At 41.9% G+C, this 15,459-nt stretch carries 13 protein-coding genes and 1 tRNA gene; 3 read left to right on the forward strand and 11 right to left on the reverse strand.

Features of this window, described 5'->3' with window-relative positions; translation table 11 throughout:
- Positions 1–57: 57 nt before the first annotated feature.
- The 4 genes from glgA to ALT761_RS01475 all read right to left on the reverse strand — a co-directional run bounded on the left by glgA (position 58) and on the right by ALT761_RS01475 (position 4,241).
- Positions 58–1,482: a glycogen synthase GlgA gene (gene glgA, locus ALT761_RS01460; RefSeq protein ID WP_013785840.1), complete on the reverse strand. Its 1,425-nt coding sequence runs from the start codon at positions 1,480–1,482 to the stop codon at positions 58–60.
- A gap of 152 nt (positions 1,483–1,634) precedes the next feature.
- Positions 1,635–2,714: a methyltransferase gene (locus ALT761_RS01465; RefSeq protein ID WP_129735843.1), complete on the reverse strand. Its 1,080-nt coding sequence runs from the start codon at positions 2,712–2,714 to the stop codon at positions 1,635–1,637.
- Positions 2,714–3,433 carry a tRNA (guanosine(46)-N7)-methyltransferase TrmB gene (gene trmB / locus ALT761_RS01470; protein WP_129735845.1) on the reverse strand — a complete coding sequence of 240 codons (720 nt, stop codon included), beginning with the start codon at positions 3,431–3,433 and terminating at the stop codon, positions 2,714–2,716. The genes ALT761_RS01465 and trmB overlap by 1 nt, the downstream gene beginning before the upstream one ends.
- 103 nt (positions 3,434–3,536) lie before the next feature.
- On the reverse strand, positions 3,537–4,241 hold the full coding sequence (locus ALT761_RS01475; RefSeq protein ID WP_129735847.1) for an alpha/beta fold hydrolase: 705 nt from the start codon (positions 4,239–4,241) through the stop codon (positions 3,537–3,539).
- Positions 4,242–4,352: 111 nt separating this feature from the next.
- On the opposite strand from ALT761_RS01475, the gene mutY reads away from it, so the two are divergent.
- From mutY to ALT761_RS01490, 3 genes are all read left to right on the forward strand, one after another.
- Positions 4,353–5,414 (forward strand): A/G-specific adenine glycosylase, encoded by a 1,062-nt coding sequence (gene mutY, locus ALT761_RS01480; protein ID WP_129735849.1) that lies wholly within the window; start codon positions 4,353–4,355, stop codon positions 5,412–5,414.
- A 26-nt stretch (positions 5,415–5,440) separates the two neighbouring features.
- Positions 5,441–5,713 carry an oxidative damage protection protein gene (locus ALT761_RS01485; RefSeq protein WP_013785835.1) on the forward strand — a complete coding sequence of 91 codons (273 nt, stop codon included), beginning with the start codon at positions 5,441–5,443 and terminating at the stop codon, positions 5,711–5,713.
- 149 nt (positions 5,714–5,862) lie between these two features.
- A tRNA-Phe gene (locus tag ALT761_RS01490) sits at positions 5,863–5,938 on the forward strand.
- 751 nt (positions 5,939–6,689) lie between these two features.
- Here the strand turns inward: ALT761_RS01490 and ALT761_RS01495 are convergent.
- Genes ALT761_RS01495 through ALT761_RS01525 form a run of 7 tightly spaced genes read right to left on the reverse strand, consistent with a single transcriptional unit; the run spans position 6,690 to position 14,609 of the window.
- Positions 6,690–7,955: an aromatic ring-hydroxylating oxygenase subunit alpha gene (locus ALT761_RS01495; protein ID WP_129735850.1), complete on the reverse strand. Its 1,266-nt coding sequence runs from the start codon at positions 7,953–7,955 to the stop codon at positions 6,690–6,692.
- 46 nt (positions 7,956–8,001) lie between these two features.
- Entirely contained in the window at positions 8,002–9,114 is a 1,113-nt protein-coding gene (locus ALT761_RS01500; protein ID WP_129735854.1) for an ABC transporter permease, read from the reverse strand.
- Complete coding sequence (locus ALT761_RS01505; RefSeq protein WP_129735855.1) at positions 9,111–10,025, reverse strand: ATP-binding cassette domain-containing protein; 915 nt, start codon at positions 10,023–10,025, stop codon at positions 9,111–9,113. The genes ALT761_RS01500 and ALT761_RS01505 overlap by 4 nt, the downstream gene beginning before the upstream one ends.
- A gap of 13 nt (positions 10,026–10,038) precedes the next feature.
- The gene (locus ALT761_RS01510) at positions 10,039–11,487 is read right to left on the reverse strand and encodes a hypothetical protein (protein WP_129735857.1); all 1,449 of its coding nucleotides are present in this window, start codon (positions 11,485–11,487) and stop codon (positions 10,039–10,041) included.
- Positions 11,487–12,320, reverse strand: a complete 834-nt coding sequence (locus tag ALT761_RS01515) for a SagB/ThcOx family dehydrogenase (protein WP_129735858.1) — start codon at positions 12,318–12,320, stop codon at positions 11,487–11,489. Before ALT761_RS01515 ends, ALT761_RS01510 begins: the two co-directional genes overlap by 1 nt.
- Before the next feature lie 15 nt (positions 12,321–12,335).
- Positions 12,336–13,670 (reverse strand): YcaO-like family protein, encoded by a 1,335-nt coding sequence (locus tag ALT761_RS01520; RefSeq protein WP_129735860.1) that lies wholly within the window; start codon positions 13,668–13,670, stop codon positions 12,336–12,338.
- 9 nt (positions 13,671–13,679) lie between these two features.
- Entirely contained in the window at positions 13,680–14,609 is a 930-nt protein-coding gene (locus ALT761_RS01525) for a TOMM precursor leader peptide-binding protein (protein ID WP_129735862.1), read from the reverse strand.
- Between the last annotated feature and the right edge of the window lie 850 nt (positions 14,610–15,459).

A 15,459-nucleotide genomic window follows, 5' to 3' on the forward strand; every position in this document is an offset into this window, starting at 1 on the left:
GGCGCATTCTTTAACAAAAAGAAAGAAACGCCGTACAAGCCTCTAAAGGCCGCATACTTAAACGAACATAGATTCGTAAAGTTTTATATATTCACCAGCAGCACGTTCCCACGTAAAGCGGGTGTTCATGCCTCTTTGCTGCATTTCTCTGAACTTCACTGGATGCTCGTAATAAAACAGTAAAGCGCGACGAATACAGGCAAGCAGGGCTTCAGGGCGTGGTTGTTCAAAAACAAAGCCGGTAGCGTCTTCGCTATGGCGGTTATCCACCACTGTGTCTTTTAAGCCACCTACCGCTCGCACAATAGGAATGGTGCCGTAGGCCAAACTGTACATTTGATTCAGTCCACAAGGTTCAAACTGCGATGGCATTAAGAAAAAGTCAGCGCCGGCCTCAACTAGGTGCGCGTGCTCTGAGCTAAACCCATTAATAAAAGCGAACTGAGAAGGGTGATTTTGTGCAAATTCACCTAAATCCATACACATTTTAGGATCGCCAGTACCTACTATAACGATTTGCACATTATGCTGAACCAGTTCATCAAGAATAGGCAGAATATAGCCAAACCCTTTCTGCTCGGTAAGACGACACACCATACCAATAAGTGGAATGCTTACATTCATCGGCAAGCCGGACTTTTCTTGTAGGGCGTGCTTACAGGTTTGTTTAGGCAGTAAGTTGTCTACGTCATAATGTTCTGGCAAAAACGAATCTGTAGCCGGGTTCCACTGCGTATAGTCGCACCCGTTTAATATGCCGGAAAGGTCGGTTTTGCGTCTAACCAAACGCTCGTGCAAGCCATGGCTGCCTAAATCGGTTAACAGCTCTTGCGCGTAATGGGGGCTTACCGTGGTTACTTTTGTCGCAAACTCGATGCCCGATTGCAGCATATTGATATAACCGCCATGAACCTGTGCCAGTATGCCGGGGTGGTGGCGTAGAAACGGTACTTTTTCTAGTAGGTTTACCCCTTGAAACGCGGCATTGTGAATAGTGAACACGGTACGGGTTTTGTCAAAAAATCCGGTGTTATCGTAAGCAGTCAGGTAAGGCAGCATGGCCGTATGCCAATCGTGGCAATGGATAACGTCTGGCGAATAATTGATAGCTTGAAGGGTAGCCAATACTGCGCCACTAAAGAAACAAAAGCGCTCGCCATTATCTTCATAGGCTTCGTATGCGTTGGAATACAAACCTTCACGCATAAAGTATTCAGGGTAATCGACGAAATATACGGGTATGCCATGCCAGTCCATAACACGCACTTCGAAATTATATACTTTGTACTCGGTGAACAGCGTTTGTGTTTCACATGCCGAGGGTAAGTTTAACGAGTCTGCCAATACCTTGTAGTAAGGCATAACAATAACTACGTCTTCTCCTGCGTCTTTTAATGCAAGTGGAAGTGCTTTGCCTACATCTGCTAAGCCACCTGTTTTTACCAGTTCTTCTACTTCAGAGATAGCGAATACAATTTTCACACGAACGCCTCGTATTATATGAACGCGCCTATGGCCTCTGAGTGGGCTCTATAGCTGTTGCGCGAATTAGGGCTGACATATCTTCAGCCCCATATATCGAATATAGGGGGAATCTATTTACGTTAGCACAGGCTTTAGCAAAAGTGCTATTACTATGCAGCCTGATACAACGAAAATTGTGTGGTTTGTGCAGTGGTTAACACGCGTGGAAAATGTTCAGACAATAGCCCCGGGTAGGGCAGAAAACGATTAGCAACCATTTGCAAAGTGCCGTTTTGACTTAGCATTTTACGAGCATCTTCAATAAATCGCTTAGTAATGGTGTAGTCGGTTTTAAGCCCAGTATGAAATGGTGGATTGGTGACAATATGCTGTACTTTACCCTCGATGCCATACAAACCATTCGCAGCATGCAAGGTGGCTGACTGACCATTGGCCGCTAATGTCATCGCGCTGGCATAAATGGCAAGCGCGCTAATATCAGACAGCTGCATTTTTAGGTGAGGGTAGGTTAGCATTAAGTAACTAGCAATTACCCCAGCGCCACAAGCAAAGTCTAATACGTTGCCGCTCATACCCGAGGTATGTTTTTCTAGTAGTAGTTTAGTGCCCTTGTCGAGTTCGCCATGGCTAAATACGCCAGGTAAAGAGCACACAGGCCAGCTAGTATTGCCAATCTCATAAGTGTCGGTTTCAAGCCAAGCTTCTGGTTCAAATGCTAAGTGAGGCTGTTCAACAATGGTGGTAATTAAACTGCAGTGACGGGCAGAGTCCACTTTATGCGTAACCCCGTAAGGTTGCATGAGTTTAGCCGCGCTTTTTATACCGCCTTTGTTTTCGCCCACTACATGGATACGGCCATTTTGACCCACCATACCTGCTGCCATACGCAATAACATTTGGAAATGCGATTTCGCTTTAGGCAGAAAAATGAGCACGTCAGTGTGGGTATGTTCATTACACATAAATGGCGTAAAGTGATGAGTGTGCGCCCCCACTTTTTGTACTACCTCAAAGCCCTCTTTAGTAATATCTCGGCTATCAAAGCTGGATGAAGATATCACACGAACACATTCAGAAAATATGTCGAAGTATTGGTGCATTACCGTTACATTTTTATGCTTAAGGGCATCAAGGAAGTAGGCATCTGAAGGATTGATAAACAACCATTCGCCTTGCTCAAAAATGTTGATATTGCGTTCTAATAGTTGGCTTTGGGGCGTTAAAATCATTACTGCGCTCGCTCGTAAATAAGATCCCAAACACCATGACCTAGCTTTTGGCCACGGGTTTCAAATTTAGTGATAGGTCGATATTCAGGGCGAGGCACATAGGTACCTTCTTGTGCAGTATTTGCATAGCCTGAAGTTGAACTCATTACTTCGGCCATGTGTTCTGCGTAAGGTTCCCAGTCGGTAGCCATATGGAAACAGCCACCTTTTTGTAATTTGGTTAGCACAAGGGCAGCAAATTCGGGTTGAACAATACGGCGCTTGTGATGACGCTTTTTATGCCAAGGATCGGGGAAGAACAATTGAAGCCGAGATAAGCCACCCTCCGGGATCATATTCTTAAGCACTTCAACCGCGTCATGATCCATCACGCGCAAGTTGGTTAAACCCTGTTCGCCAGCTTCAGCTAAACAAGCACCAACGCCTGGGCGATGCACTTCAATGCCAATAAAATTTTTCTCAGGGGCAGCTGCTGCCATCTCTACCAAGGACTTGCCCATACCAAAGCCAATTTCAATGACAACAGGCGCGGTTCTGCCAAATAGCACTGATAAATCCAGTTCGGCATTTTGGTAGTCGATACCCATGGTTGGCCAAAATTCTTCAATGGCACGGGTTTGCGCTTTTGTTAAGCGGCCTTCGCGCTTTACAAAGCTTTTAACTTTACTTACGTGAACACCAGCGGCTTCAGCCTCGGCCTGGCTTTTGAATTGCCTCATTTGCAATACCTTTCTTGCCCCAATTTACTGGTGGCGCATTATCCAGTTAGCGGCATGTTATGCAACGCTATATTTAATAAAGAGCGCATAAAATGCGGTTTTTTTAAACATCTATACAATTGCTAAGCAGTGTAGCAAGCTTTTCGGGTTGTTCCAGCAGCATCATATGGCCTGCATTTTCAACCTTGTACATGTTCGCCGTGGCGATGTTATCTGCCATAGTTTGCAGCGAAGCAAGCGACACAACTTCATCGTCTGCTGCCGCAATAATATTGACAGGCACCTTCAATTTCGCCAACGCTTTTACAAAGTCTTCCCTTGGCGTTGTGGCTTGCGTATGAGCCAGCAAAGTATTTTTGCCTAAATCTTCTGCCATAGACTGTACAACGCCCATTACATCAGGACTTTCCTGATGAGTTGGATGCACAAAACGCGTGAAATAGGCAGGGGTTTCTGGCTTGAAGTCGCCACTGTTTAGCATAGTGATCAGCTGCTTGCGCCTTGCTATCTCTTCTTTCGATAAGCCTTTAGCATCGTATCCAATAAGCGTAATAGACGCCACGTGCTCCATATTCTGCGATGCCCATAGCGCGGCAACGTAGCCACCCATGGAAAAGCCCACCAAGTGGACTTTTTCATCTTGAATAACGCGATCAGAAGTAAGCGCTAGCATGTCGTCTTTAGTCGCCGCCCACTGTAAAGGGACATAGCGACGTTGGGAAATTTTCATGCGTTGCCAAACGGGCAACCAAACACGTTCATCGCATAAGGTTCCGGGTAAAAATAGAACAGGGGCGCTGGTGGTCACAAAGACTCCTAAAATACATTTATACCTTCACATGCTAACATAGCAGGCCATTTATCAATAAAACCTAATGGCTATTAAATGTAGCTAACGGTCATTCATTGCGCAGTTTTTATGACAAATATGGTTACCCCAAATACTTTTGCTGAGCGAGTACTTGCTTGGTACGACATTCATGGCCGCAAGCATCTGCCATGGCAACAAGATATTACCCCGTACAAAGTGTGGGTATCTGAGATTATGCTACAGCAAACGCAAGTCACCACCGTCATTCCGTATTTTGAGCGGTTTATGCAATCTTTCCCCAGTGTGGGGGAGCTTGCTAATGCAGCGCAAGATGACGTACTGCATCATTGGACGGGTTTAGGTTACTACGCCCGCGCTAGAAACTTACATAAAGCGGCGAAGCAAATAGTAGAAGATCATGGCGGTACGTTTCCTGACAATATAGACGATGTTATTGCCTTACCTGGAATAGGGCGCTCTACTGCGGGTGCGGTATTGTCTATTTCACGAAATCAGCGCCACCCTATATTAGATGGCAACGTAAAACGCGTGCTTGCTCGCTATTACGCTATTGGCGGCTGGCCTGGCCAAAAAGCGGTAGAAAATGCGTTGTGGGAAGTGGCAGAAAAGAATACGCCTGAAAAACGCAGTGCCAACTACACTCAGGTGATGATGGATTTGGGGGCCATGGTATGTACGCGTAGCAAACCAAAGTGTGATGAATGCCCGTTACAACATGATTGCTTAGCATATGCTCAAGGGGCACAAACTGAATTCCCCGGTAAAAAGCCCAAGAAAGCGATTCCAGAGCGAAGTACGTTACTAATAGTGCCATTGTTCCAACAGCAGGTTTATTTGGAACAGCGGCCTTCTAGCGGCCTGTGGGGCGGTTTATATGGTTTTATTGAAGCCCAAGATATAGAAAGTGCAGAAGCAGAACTTGCCAAACGAGGTATTGAAACCAGTTCATTTGAAACCCAAACGGCGTTTAGGCATACCTTTAGCCATTTTCATTTGGATATAACACCGGTGTTTGCCGTGGTAAACTCTGTACCCAGAAAGCAGGTGGCAGAACAAAAAGCCCAGTGGTTTATGTTTAACGAACCTATTGAGGTAGGTTTAGCAGCTCCTACTAAGAAAATCATTCAACAATTAGTGCATGTGCTTTAGCGCATCGAATAGGTTAAGGACATACAATGAGTAGAGTGGTATTTTGCCAGCGTTTACAAAAAGAAGCGGACGGCTTAGATTTTCAGCTTTACCCTGGTGAGCTAGGAAAACGTATTTACGACAACATTTCGAAAGAAGCATGGGCCGACTGGCAAAAGAAACAAACCATGCTAATTAACGAAAATAAGTTAAATATGATGGAACCGACCGCCAGACAGTTTTTAGAGCAAAGTATGTCGGCTTACTTGTTCGACGGCGTAGAACCGACAATTGAAGGCTATGTTCCGCCTGAAAAGTAATCAAAAAAGCGTAATTTGCATAAACAATGTGCAAACGGTAACAAAACCGAAAAAAAACCGACAAAAACGGTTGACTTGTTAGTCGGAAATCCGTTTAATACGCACCCACAGCGAGACAGGCAGCAAACGCCCAAACGCTAAAAGATTTTGCCTCGATAGCTCAGTTGGTAGAGCAGCGGATTGAAAATCCGCGTGTCCCTGGTTCGATCCCGGGTCGAGGCACCATTATTCAGGAAGCCCTGCAAGCAATTGCGGGGCTTTTTTGATCTAGGTTGTTGTATCAAGTTAGCGGAACACGCTGGCGTGCCCCTGCGGCTGCACCGCGCGTTACAATCCCGGGTCGAGGCACCATTATTCAACAAAGCCCTGCAAGCAATTGCGGGGCTTTTTTGATCTAGGTTGTTGTATCAAGTTAGCGGAACACGCTGGCGTGCCCCTGCGGCTGCACCGCGCGTTACAATCCCGGGTCGAGGCACCATTATTCAACAAAGCCCTGCAAGCAATTGCGGGGCTTTTTTGATCTAGGTTGTTGTATCAAGTTAGCGGAACACGCTGGCGTGCCCCTGCGGCTGCACCGCGCGTTACAATCCCGGGTCGAGGCACCATTATTCAACAAAGCCCTGCAAGCAATTGCGGGGCTTTTTTGATCTAGGTTGTTGTATCAAGTTAGCGGAACACGCTGGCGTGCCCCTGCGGCTGCACCGCGCGTTACAATCCCGGGTCGAGGCACCATTATTCAGGAAGCCCTGCAAGCAATTGCGGGGCTTTTTTGATCTAGGTTGTTGTATCAAGTTAGCGGAATACGCTGGCGTGCCCCTGCGGCTGCACCGCGCGTTACAATCCCGGGTCGAGGCACCATTATTCAACAAAGCCCTGCAAGCAATTGCGGGGCTTTTTTGATCTAGGTTGTTGTATCAAGTTAGCGGAACACGCTGGCGTGCCCCTGCGGCTGCACCGCGCGTTGTGTTGGAAAATTTTAACTGCTAGAACGTAATAAAAGAGCACCGTTGGGCGCTGGAACTCGACTAGTAGCGTTTTGGGAAATAGCTGCAATCCTTTCTCGATACCATATAGAAAATAATGCACTATTGTGTTCCAAAGCGTTGTAAACAGCAGGTTGAAAAAATCTGGAACGAGCCCCGGCTGCAGCTCTCTCTATAGCGATAATATCCTGCTTCATTGTTGTCTTCCAAAACCAGCTTAAATCAGTGACATTGTAATCTACATCTTCCTTTGCATCTTCATCAACTAGCCAGTGTAGCTCAATAGTTGTTTCACTAATTGATCTCACATTGATCCTAAATATAAAAGCAAAATCGGTAGGCATACTAAAGTGTGTCATGGGTCCACAAAAACCAAAAGTTTCGCCATTATCATTGACTTTGTATTTACCCATTAATGGAGCCAATGATTCCCCATCTTTGCCATAGGACGCGGTGTTCGTATTTAACACTGAACGAAGTGTAACTATAAACTGATCGGCATTGACATCGACATTCTGATCACCACCTATTGGATGACCCAAAACCGCCGTTTTCTGACACCAGTCGACATACACCTTTTCAAACTGTTTATATTGGGTAGGAGATTCGGTTGAGGTGACCTTAGGATGGATCAATTGCTTACACATTTCTGGATGATTAGCATAACAATGGTAGCATTCCATAAAGTTGTCTACGGCCAACTTCCAATTAGCGCTTAGGGTGAAAGTGCAGGTATGAGCAACCTTTGCTTTACTTAAACCTTGCCATGAAAAAAGAGGATTCAATTCTCGTTTTACGGTTTCAAAATCGACCATTGACCCTACGTTTAAGCCAGCAAAAAGTATTCCTTCAACATCCTTAATATCGACTTTTTTTAAACTATTTTCGCTTTTCTGTAAGCTAGTCATTGAGCAAGATGGGGCACTTTTTAATTTGCCGTCAATTTCAAAGGACCAGTTGTGATAAGGACAAGTGAAGGCTTTAGCGTGACCTTGTTTTTTTTCACACAAAGTAGACCCTCGATGAGAGCAAAAATTAAGGTGTCCAGAAAAACCATACTCAGTTTTGACCACGATAACTGACTCTTCGAGAAGCTCATAGACTTTGTAATCCCCTACTTTTTTAAAACTAGAAATATGATCGATAAATATCCACTGGGAACTAAGAAGAGCCAGCTCACGTTGGTAAAGTTCTTTATCTTCCAATTCAACTTTGGTGTATGAACGGGCTGTCTTTAAGTTAGCTTCTATATTTTCCATAATAATTTACCGACATTTAATAGTTAAAAAAGTGCTAGGACATGAGTTACCTATCTGCATTCCATACAAAATTACTTTGAGAAATTAAAAATGGGATGCCTCCCCATACGAGCATTAATATCAAAGTACTAGTGAAGCTTAAGAAGCTAGTCTCAGTAAAGATTATCTGCTCGAACATTTCGGCATACTCCTTAAGAGGAAGATAGGAGGCGATGGTATTCAACCACTCGAAATTCGAACTGATTGGGAAGAAAAGACCGCTGAGAAAAACCAAGGGAAAATACAGAACATTAATGATACCGTTGGCAGCACTTACTGAGCTGACTCTGGAAGCGACTAAAATGCCGATACTAATAAACGTCATCGCTCCTATTGAAACCAGCGCAATAAAACTCACAAAATTACCGAAGGTATAAGTAATGCCAATGCCATAGAGTAAATCTGCAATAACAATAAAAACGATCGCGAAGATTAAGATGATAAGCACGCGACTAATCATAAATGCACTAGAATATATGGCCTTGTGCAAAGGCATTACCTGATACATTTTAAGCGCATTTGCCGCCCTCAGTTGCACTAACACGACCGAAAACCCAAAGAAGCAAGTAGACATTATTGACATGCATATTAAGCCTATCGTCAGGCTTCGGGCACCTTCTATTCCTGATCTCGCCGAGTCCGACTCGTGCGCTTGAATAACGATTTTGTAGGCATTAGTAGTGGTGTTATTCTGAAACTCACGGCTTCCTGCCAACAGCTCAATAATATTAAGTAAAACAAGTGACGCTTGTGTTGGTTTACTTGCATGGGTAATTTGTAACAGAGGTTGGTTGTCATTAGTATCTTGCATCAGTGCAATGCGAAGCTGATTGCTTGGAAAGTCGGCATCTGCTTCAAAGGTTGAAACCGAACTGAAAGAAACGGTTACAGGACTTTTAGTAATGCTTGCCTCTAATTCAGTAAAGTAGTCTCGTGCTTTATCACTAGCGTCATGCTCAATAAATACCACGTCTGTGGCCTGTGAATTATCTCTAGATGGGGAGATTGACATAAAAATAACTAGGATAAAAAACGGAAACAAGAAGGTCCAAAACAACGCAATATGATCTCGAACATATACCTTAAGTTCAATTTTTACTAATTCTAAAAATTTGTTCACTGTTGTTCCCTACAGTTAGAAATAGTTGAAACGATATCGTTTAAACCACACTCACTAATGCTAATATTTGAAAAAACATCGTCTCCAAAAGACTTAATAAGCTTACTTAGAATATTGGTCTGCAGATACACAATGACATTTAGTTGCTGAGTATCTATATCTACTGATATGACATCATCGAGAGATTTGATATAACTAGCGACAAAATTGAAGCTTTTTTGGTCAACGCATCGCGCAACAAGTTTAAACTTGCCAACAGATTTAGCGACCACCTGTGCATAAGTATCAAAAAATTTGACCCGCCCGTTTTCCATTAAAATAACTTTCTCGGATACATCTATCTCAGCCGCAGAATGCGAAACCATCAAAATAGTTGTGCCTTTAGCTTTCATCTGTTTAATTAAATCTGATAGTGTTTTTTGGTATTTTGCATCCAGTCCAGTATTTGGTTCATCTAATAAAAGCAGCTTGGGCTCATGAGCAAAGGCAAGATATAGGTCGATTCGCTGACATTGGCCTCGAGATAACTTTTCATATTTCAAAGGCATCAACTCTTCGATGTTTAGCGCCCCAAAGATCGATTTGCTAGACTTGCCGTACACAACTTTGTATAGTCCAACGAGATCACTGATCTTCATTTCCTTATGATATTGTGATTTCTGCAATTGCACGCCTAAATTGGCTTTGTTCTTAGAGTCTTTTTCAAAATCTCTTATGTTCATGCCCCAAAGCGAAAAGTTTCTCGCCTCGCTAGAATTTAGACCCAAAAGGGTTTCCATGAAGGTCGTTTTCCCCGAGCCGTTAGCACCAATAATTGACACTGCCTGATTTTCTTCAATGTGAATGTCACTCACATCGAGTTGAAAGTTATCTCGTTTGTGAGAACGTAAACTCGTTACACCTAGACACATAATATTTTCTCCCTTAAACGAGTGCCACGTCAGCTCTAACTTTGTTTATTTCGCATTGATAGTGAGCATCGGTCTCTACTTCTGAGAGTAAATCGTTCACTTTCTGTAAGTCACGGCCGAATGTCGCGGGAGCGGCAAGTTCAAATTTTGCATAATCAATATGAGCTTCTGTTTTCAGGGAATGTTCACCTAACGATTTTTTAAAGAGTTCATCAACTTCAGAGAGCAAACTGAACTTTTCCATTGTATCGGTGCTGACGAGCAACCTAAGCAGTTTCGTTTTAGCCTTAAAATACGACTGCTCCAGTGAGAACTTACTAGGCGGCAGTGAAGTCGTTAAATTTTCTATCAAGCCTAGGGAGATTAGGTCGATCTTTTTTCTATTACTGGCATGCTCGAAAAGCTTCACCAATAGCAGTCTGATTTGTATACTAACGAGATCGCCATTTTTATCGCTATTGGCTGCGTCCGCAACAATATCATCGTAATATTCATCAAACGAAATGTGTTCATTCGATAATCTATCTCTGCGAATCCGAGACTCAATTTGTTCCAGGCTAATATAGTTCTTTTTATTTTTAACTGGTATTGCTTGCGGCTGGACAAAACGAGTTAATGGTTTTTTAAAAAAAGTAGAAAACACGGTGAAAGCTTGCTCGTCGTCATTTTCATTAATTTGATTTATTAGTGCGTTGACATCTTTTGAATTGGAATCGGTCAAAAAGTCATGTATCAATAAATATGCAAGGTTATAGATCAAAAACTGCTCGTCAGAAGAGGAGGTGTTGTCAGTAAAAAAAACGTCGTTTTTAAAGCTATTTGATAGTAAAGACTCTATTGAGGGAATAATTCCAGAGTATTTATCTATATAACTGAAAGCTTTCTCATGCGAAGAAATATACGCTTCACGTGGTGATAATAGACATTCATAAAACAAAGCAATCCCTTCACTAAGCACTCTGTTTTTACACGGCCAAAACACATGGCTTAACTCATGGGCGATCGCCGCGCTGAATTTTTCCGGCGTATCTAGGTTGCCACTTAGTTTGATGTGGCTGAGCCCCTTAATTGAATAATCTAACAACGATACTGGGGCTTGCGTTATTTCAAACAAGATTATTGACTCTACTGAAAGCCCTTTTATTTGAGTTAAGCTCTTGTAATGAGTCACTGCTAAGTCAATGATGATCTGCTGACCATCGGGGTGACTATTTCTAGGGAAAACAAACCAGAAATGCCCGTTTGATATTAGTGTTTTTGAGCCATCTAGCAAAGACATCAATAGTTTATTCTGATCATCAATTCCTGGCAGTCTAGCTAGTGTATCGGTTACTTTTTCTATGCCTGCCAAATTGTAGCTTAATAGGCACCAGAGCCCTTTTTCGAAAAGCAAATCTACCCGATAAGGATCTTTTGCTAGCTCGGCTTCCAAAATAAAGATTTTCTCAGCTGCATTGACCACTAGCTTGCTCCTTTACCCACAAAAGCGACATGAACAGGTGGCTCACTCAATACGTCTGTTTTTAACAAGGCAGAAACTTCGTTATCCATGTAGCCACCCCAAGAGAGGCTAGCAAGATTTTGAGCCGTAGCCGATAACAACACGTTTTGCATTAGGTGCCCAGATTCTATAAGTGAAAGTCTATAAGCACGGTCACTATACTTAGTGACTTGTCGCTCAAACATAGAAGTGACTATCAGCATAAAACCAATTTTGTTAGAGAAATCTTCCGCAAGAAAAATACGAATTAACTCCTTACGGTCTATATTTAAATCGATAGGGTCCAAGGCGTGTTTTATGTTGTTGTAGTGATACACACCCTCATCCAATTCTTCGACGTTAAGAGCGATAATATAAGTTTCACAAGGGTACAACCCGCCACCCGAAGGATATGAACGCATAGTGAGAACTTCATCTTCCAAGCCTAAATTTTTAATTTTTCTGGTTCCTGTAACTCCAGCAGCCCACCCCAATAGATTTGAGATCTGCTGAAAGCTCGTCGCTTGACCAGAGAAATTATGACAGCTTCTACGATTCTTTAATAAACTATAAAAATTCACATCCAGAGATTCAGGTTCAAGCAATGGTATGGCATCTTCTGTCAAATACTCTTTAAAATTCCTAGCCGTTTCTAAAATGTTTCGAGGAGCACTCATATATTCAAGGATACGAGGCGACTTCTTCATCAGTTCCATTTCGCTATACTTCGTGTACTCGTGAAGCATCGCCGCTTGCGACGCGAGCCATCGATTTTCGATAGACGTACTTTTTGATTTTCTTTTTAATGTAGACATAAATTTTGTCCTATATTAAGGAAATGGATGAGGTTCAAGGTTTAATGTCTCAGGAAAAGTGATATTCCAACGCTTAGCTATTTTTTCGAGTCGCTTGGTATCTAGATACTCCACTCCAAGGCCAACATGTAATGGTTGCAAACCAGGGATCACAGCCTTTGCTGCAAAGATATCTAAATCGGTAAACTCTGATTTGGAAATATCCACGGCATAGGACTCATAACCTGCAGCTTTTATCCGCTTTAATATTTCTTTGAGTTGTACACTGTAGTTATCATCAGAAAATCTATTAGCGTAAAACGTTTCCGTATCCAAATACTCACCGTCTAACAAAAACTCCAAAAACTGATGGTTTTCAGAATTGAAGTAGTAGCGGATATGATGTTCAAAGTCAGTAATTTCTGACTTCTCGGTCATTTTCAGAGAGCTTCTTCTCATCTCCAAAATCCAGTTGTAAGTATGTAAGGCCTCTACTATTGCCTTTTCAGACGCAATAATGCTGTCCAGATGGCAAGACATACCTACGGAAATGCCCGCTTTTTTAGGTAATCTAATAACGCAAGTTACGCATGGAATATTTAAGTCTGTCTGCATCCACAATAGGTGAATTTCAAGCTTAGTATTTTTCAATAGCGAGGCTATTTGAGGGTGCTTTTCTGTCACATTATCGAGACGGATCTTCTTCGGAGTATTTTTTAATAACCAATGTGTCGTAAAAGCGTCTCTTTCAACAACTTCGCGCAAACCGGTTAAAACTGCGTGATCCATCGTTGCACCTGCGGCAAGACCAGTGCTAATTTGTGTGAAGATAACTTCATTTTCTTTTTTGTGAGGAAAACCCAACCACACCATTTGAGCTGGTAAATAAGTAGGTTCATGGGCGTCTAATGAATAGCCTTCCGCCCAGTAAATTTCTTTATTTGCATCTGGTCGATGATATCTAAATGAGTCACGTTCATATTGCTCATCACTGAAAAGAACATAGTCTTCTAAAGGCACGACCTTTTTACCAAGCGTTTTCTGATTAGCATAAATGGTTTGGTCGATAAAAAAATAAGATGCAATATATCTCTCACACGCCTCGCCAACAGTTGACCATAACGCCTCTTCTGGATCTAAGGCTGCCCCCGAAGCAAGCTGCTGTGCCCGCCCTTTTTCTGAGTGTTTAAGCTCAATGGCATAGCGCGTGTCAGAACATTCAGCCGAATAAATATATAGACCGCTTTCTGCCGCTTGTAGAGGGATTTCAACCAACTGCTTAATTAAGCCTGTTTTATTGTCTACAAGTTGATTTAGCACTGACTGCAATTTATCTGATACCGGTAATCTATTGTAAGATGTGTCTCTCATACCCGTCTCCTAGATTAAAGCTCTAACTGCCGTAGCAGGCAACGCGTTTTTTTCAGAATAGCAATGTTCACAACGGGGGACTCGAATGACTGGACGAATATCCAGTTGGTAGTCCAACAAATTAAGCTCTAGAACTTCATTGATAAGACAAAGATGAAATGCTCTATTTTGAAACTTAACTATCTGAGAAATTACGTGGAAACAGGTTTCTAGTGCGTACAACGAAGGCACTGCTTTACTTGCCAATAAGTTGCCTTTGTTTTGTTGTATGGCGGCAGCTTCTTCTACGAAATTAATGTTTGGCTCAGCTCTGTGCACGTAACAGCTGTAACAACTAGTTTCGTCAGGGACTACCAAGGGGCCAACCACAGCAGTATTTGAATTCAGTTGAGCAAATAAGGCTGGGATTTTCTCCTTATTAGCAATGGCATTTATTTGCTTAAAAAAAGCGGCGTTTGGTCGATCTGAGCAACATAGTAAAATGCCACTTCCCATTTTATCAGGCTCTGGGTTTTCGAAAACCTGTATGCTTTGGTTTATTAGCTCTTTCACTACTCGAGCAAAAAGCACGCCCTTGCCAAATACATTTACCGTGTTGAGATCAATGTTTTTCATGCATTTTGGGTAAGTAGTCTCATAATCAGGAATAGTGATTTTATTCTGTACTTGCAAATCAAGGCTAAGAGCATCGTGATTTTCTACTGCTTTACATACTAAAAAATGATGTGCAATAAAAAATTTGAATATCTCATTTAAAACGTCGGAGTTACTTTGCTCTTCCAGGCAAGCGGGAAAATTTGGGTTATCTACTAAGCCTAAAAAGTCTTTGAGATTTACATTCTGGTGCTCTAGTGTTATTTCGTTGGCACAGTTGGACAATTGTACTTTTGTCGGAGATACTACAGTTACATTTAGTGATGGTTCTAGGTAGTAAGGCATAATTTCACCAGATTAAAGTATTTAGTTGAACTTCATTTATTGATGGTAAGTTATGGAAGACATTTACTTTATTAAATGCTGGGAAAAATTATATTTTTACCGTAAGTAAATTATTTTGATCCAATCTATTTACCTGCTCGTATAAATTTGTGTATACTAGCTGCTAAATGGTCATATTATTAAATGACAAGTTGCGATATTTTAACTTTGTAATTTGAACGGAAGGACTTATACAGTCTTTTACAGATTCGAAATGAAGATTAGGCAAGAGATTGTTTATATCTCTGTCCCTTGTATTAATAGTTAGCATGGTGAACTTCCTTGTGTTTATCATGTATATATGGTTCAGTGACAAGTTTTGACGAACCGAGATCACTGAACCACCAAGCTAAACGCTAGCCAAAAATAGTTCTACACTAATTCTATAATTTTTGTAGAAACTAGCTAGAAAGTAATGTTTTTCTTGAATAGGTTATTCTTATTCAAGAAAATCAATGCAGCAACAAGTACAACGTCCAGCCATTTTTACTGCTTCTTGACTTTCTACTTTGTTTTCTGATGAGTTGTAAAATTTTAAAGTGTTCATATTATTTCCTTAATAAATTTATGAGCAATATGCTCGTTGTTTTTTTAATTGTACCTGCACGACGGCAATTCCCTTCTTGTCGTTTAGCGAAACTCTGTCAGGTTCAATTGCAACCTTTCCAAGTTACAAATGACATTTCTGAAAATGTTCTCCGTGCTGGCCTTTTAAAACTTGCACAGTAAATTTCGCATGTCAAATTTTTTTTGTTTTATTTCAAATAATCTATAAATCCTCTGTATCCCAGTAAAAACAAGGCATCCAACA

Origin of the sequence: Alteromonas sp. 76-1 (genome assembly GCF_900654235.1) — a bacterium.
Taxonomy (GTDB): Bacteria; Pseudomonadota; Gammaproteobacteria; order Enterobacterales; family Alteromonadaceae; genus Alteromonas; species Alteromonas naphthalenivorans.